Consider the following 2,969-nt stretch of genomic DNA (forward strand, 5'->3'; position numbering starts at 1 on the left):
TTGTGCCAATTGAATATTTCAGATAGACTTCCTCTTAGCTGATTAAAGTACTTTTTCATCTTTCGCAAATAATGAATATATAAGGCTTTAATCAGTCCTTTCAATATTTTTTATCGTGTACAGAGAATTTTATTATATTTTGCTTTGCATTCAGTAATTCGGAGCTTAAAATATAACTCCAAAGAATCTCTTTTCTCACAATTAGAATATTACTGAATGAGTAGTATTACTTATATTTTTCTTTTTTAAAACCATGCAAACAATAAGAGTCTAAGTTCATAAGACGATATTGATATTTCAATACCAACCTCTTTAACATACTTCAACAAAACCTTTCTAATTACTCTATTTATATAGTTTCTTCTAAACCTAGTTCATATAGATATTCTCCATTTCCCTTTATGGGTTACTATATGTAATGTTCCCATTAAAAGTGTTAAGAGTAAAATAAGGACTATTGAAAGATAATACGTAGTGTTACATTATTAATATTTTATATTTAAAAAAAAGTAGTAGCTTTTACTTAAAAGAGTACATTAAATTATTAATCATGGAAAACACAGAAGTTTTTTTTAAAGAGTCAAGCGAATACTTGAAAACATTTACAACTATAGATGATTTATTAGATGCTATCTCCGAAGGCATAAAATCTTTTATAGCGCTTTACAATATACAAAACAGCAGGAATATAGTTAGCGAATCATTAAGCTCAGCTTTACATAGCTTTAATATGGTTGTAAGCACTGTGAACCCTCTAGCCAAAGATCAAAAAAAAGCTATCCTTTTAAATACTTTGTATAAAATGGAATGGAAAAAAGCAAGAAGAAAACAAGTAGTTATTAATATGTTAAAAACTCAGGGGAGTGATAGTGACAAAATTAATTTTTTAAAGTATTTCGGAAAAAAACTAAATAAAGCATTAGAAAGCAATACAAAAAATAGAAATATTACATCTCATTATTCATTCTGTATTCTGAGTATATATAATAAATGCTTCATAGATCCTACATTTATTTTAGATAAAAAAACTATTCAACAATATCTTACGTTATGTTTAACACCAAGAACTAGAATGCCTAGCACTCTAACAAATCTTTTCTCTGTTTTAGGTACAAGGTTGACTAATATATCACAAGATGATTTTTTAGGCATCTCTCGCAAACACCTATCTATTACTAAAATTGAAGATCTTGATAAATCAAATCGACAAGATTTAATATTTTTTAAATTTGCTCAGAAAGAAAGTAAGTTTGATCAAGTATTTGATGAATGCTATTCAACAAGCGAAAAAGAAGAGATTTCTTTATTAGTTGATAGAGTAGAGAGTCAATTAAGTTTTGACCAGTTTAGCAAAGATACTTTAACAGAAATATCAAAAAGGTTTTATAAGGGCTTCTTAAATATTAATAATATATCGTCAGGTATTAGAGAGTATATAAAAAAATTTGATGAGAATACAGGAACAAAATTTTTAGGTAAAGAAATCGAACAAGCTTCGATGGGTTATAGTAAAAGCTATTTGCTAAGTATAGCTAATGATAGTTTAAAAGATGAGCTTGAAAAAATAGTTAAACTAAGTGGCGTAGCAGAAGCATTTTTATCTCCAGGTCACATCGCTAATTTAGCAACTTATATAGTAAGTACATTAATTTCAATAGCAATGGAAACGAAAAGCTATGGAACATGGAATAGACATGGAATTCCTGGTCAAATAAGAGCATTCCTTCTTCGAAATCAATTATTAAATACACTTGAAAGGCTTAAACTGAATTACTCCTATATCTATATGGCGCTCAGTTTTAAAGATGAATTAGATATTAATATATGTGATGAGTATTTTAATCGCGAGCCTTCTGAAATATCTGAGTCTTATAGCGAAGATCTTACTAATGATGAAAAGAAAGAATTATTCTTTTCATCATTAACACAAAAATTCTTAGATGAATTAGATAATTTTTTTGCATCATATAGAGAAGCTATAAAAGTTCTACCTAATACTAACAGTAAAGGAAGTTTAGCCTATTATTTGGATATGTTTGCTAAGCCTAATAACAGTGATTTTTCTTTAAATTATGAAAAAGTTAATAATTGGGTAGATAAAAAATTAGGAGAAAAAGGATTGTTAGATGATCTAGAGAACATTAATGAAAGTAATCAAGATGATTTTAGTATAGATGATGATCAATATGGCCCACTCAACGATGATGATATAGAGATAGTTAATATGCAACAAGGAGATGAATAATGAAGAAAATCTTTATTTTTATAGTATGTTTGCTGGCATTAGTAAACCAAGTATTAGCATTAAATACAATAGCTAAGATAACGAATAATACAGGCAAAGAGTTATATATAAAAAGTGAGAAAGATACAATATATGAGTTGGAAGAAGAAAAAGATAATCCTATTATGTCTAATTTTAAAACTACAATATTGTATCCTGGTAAAAAAACTGATGTTTATGAAGCAAGTGTTGTCTTCTCAAAAAAAGACAAAAAAGGTTGGTTTATTGGTATTGATGATTTTAATAAAAAAATAGCTAATGGATCAAATCTGTATACATGCCTCAGTAAACCAACATGTGATGAAAAATCACAAAAAATAACCCTTAATGCAAATTTATTAGAAGTAACCAGCAACATAAGCGCCACCTATGGAATCAATGAAAAGGGACTAATTATTTTAACAATTAATGAAAGAGAATAGGTGTGTAGCCTATTGGACAATTTCACTAAGAACTGAGCTGATTGATTATGAATTTACAAGCATTGTTACATTAGACTTATATTACATAAATGTTATCAATTATGGTAGTGTTTCAAATTGAAATTGCCTATAATTATGATCTATCCTGCTAATTTGGGACAGTTATTAACTTCATTCTTCATTATATATTCAAACTGACTAGGAGTCATGTAATTTATAGTTGAATGCTTCCTTTTAGTATTATAATAAGCCTCAATATATTC

Annotated in this window: 3 protein-coding genes; 2 read left to right on the forward strand and 1 reads right to left on the reverse strand. The window is 27.6% G+C overall.

All coding sequences use genetic code 11. The annotated features are described in order from the left end of the window. Window positions 1-550: 550 nt before the first annotated feature. Both F3D57_RS10100 and F3D57_RS10105 read left to right on the forward strand, forming a co-directional pair. Window positions 551-2,245, forward strand: coding sequence for a hypothetical protein (locus tag F3D57_RS10100; protein WP_150466160.1), 1,695 nt, complete (start codon window positions 551-553; stop codon window positions 2,243-2,245). Beyond that, window positions 2,245-2,706, forward strand: a complete 462-nt coding sequence (locus tag F3D57_RS10105; protein ID WP_150466161.1) for a hypothetical protein — start codon at window positions 2,245-2,247, stop codon at window positions 2,704-2,706. Before F3D57_RS10100 ends, F3D57_RS10105 begins: the two co-directional genes overlap by 1 nt. 140 nt (window positions 2,707-2,846) lie before the next feature. Here the strand turns inward: F3D57_RS10105 and F3D57_RS10535 are convergent, their stop codons facing one another. Then, window positions 2,847-2,963 carry a hypothetical protein gene (locus tag F3D57_RS10535; RefSeq protein ID WP_411961514.1) on the reverse strand — a complete coding sequence of 39 codons (117 nt, stop codon included), beginning with the start codon at window positions 2,961-2,963 and terminating at the stop codon, window positions 2,847-2,849. Window positions 2,964-2,969: the final 6 nt, after the last annotated feature.

It is taken from the genome of Francisella sp. SYW-2 (assembly GCF_008711475.1).
GTDB classification, from domain to species: domain Bacteria; phylum Pseudomonadota; class Gammaproteobacteria; order Francisellales; family Francisellaceae; genus Francisella; species Francisella salimarina.

Coding starts and splice junctions, on each gene's coding strand:
- F3D57_RS10100 (WP_150466160.1), top strand. CDS start 551: ATGGAAAACACAGAAGTTTTTTTTAAAGAGTCAAGCGAATACTTGAAA.
- F3D57_RS10105 (WP_150466161.1), top strand. CDS start 2,245: ATGAAGAAAATCTTTATTTTTATAGTATGTTTGCTGGCATTAGTAAAC.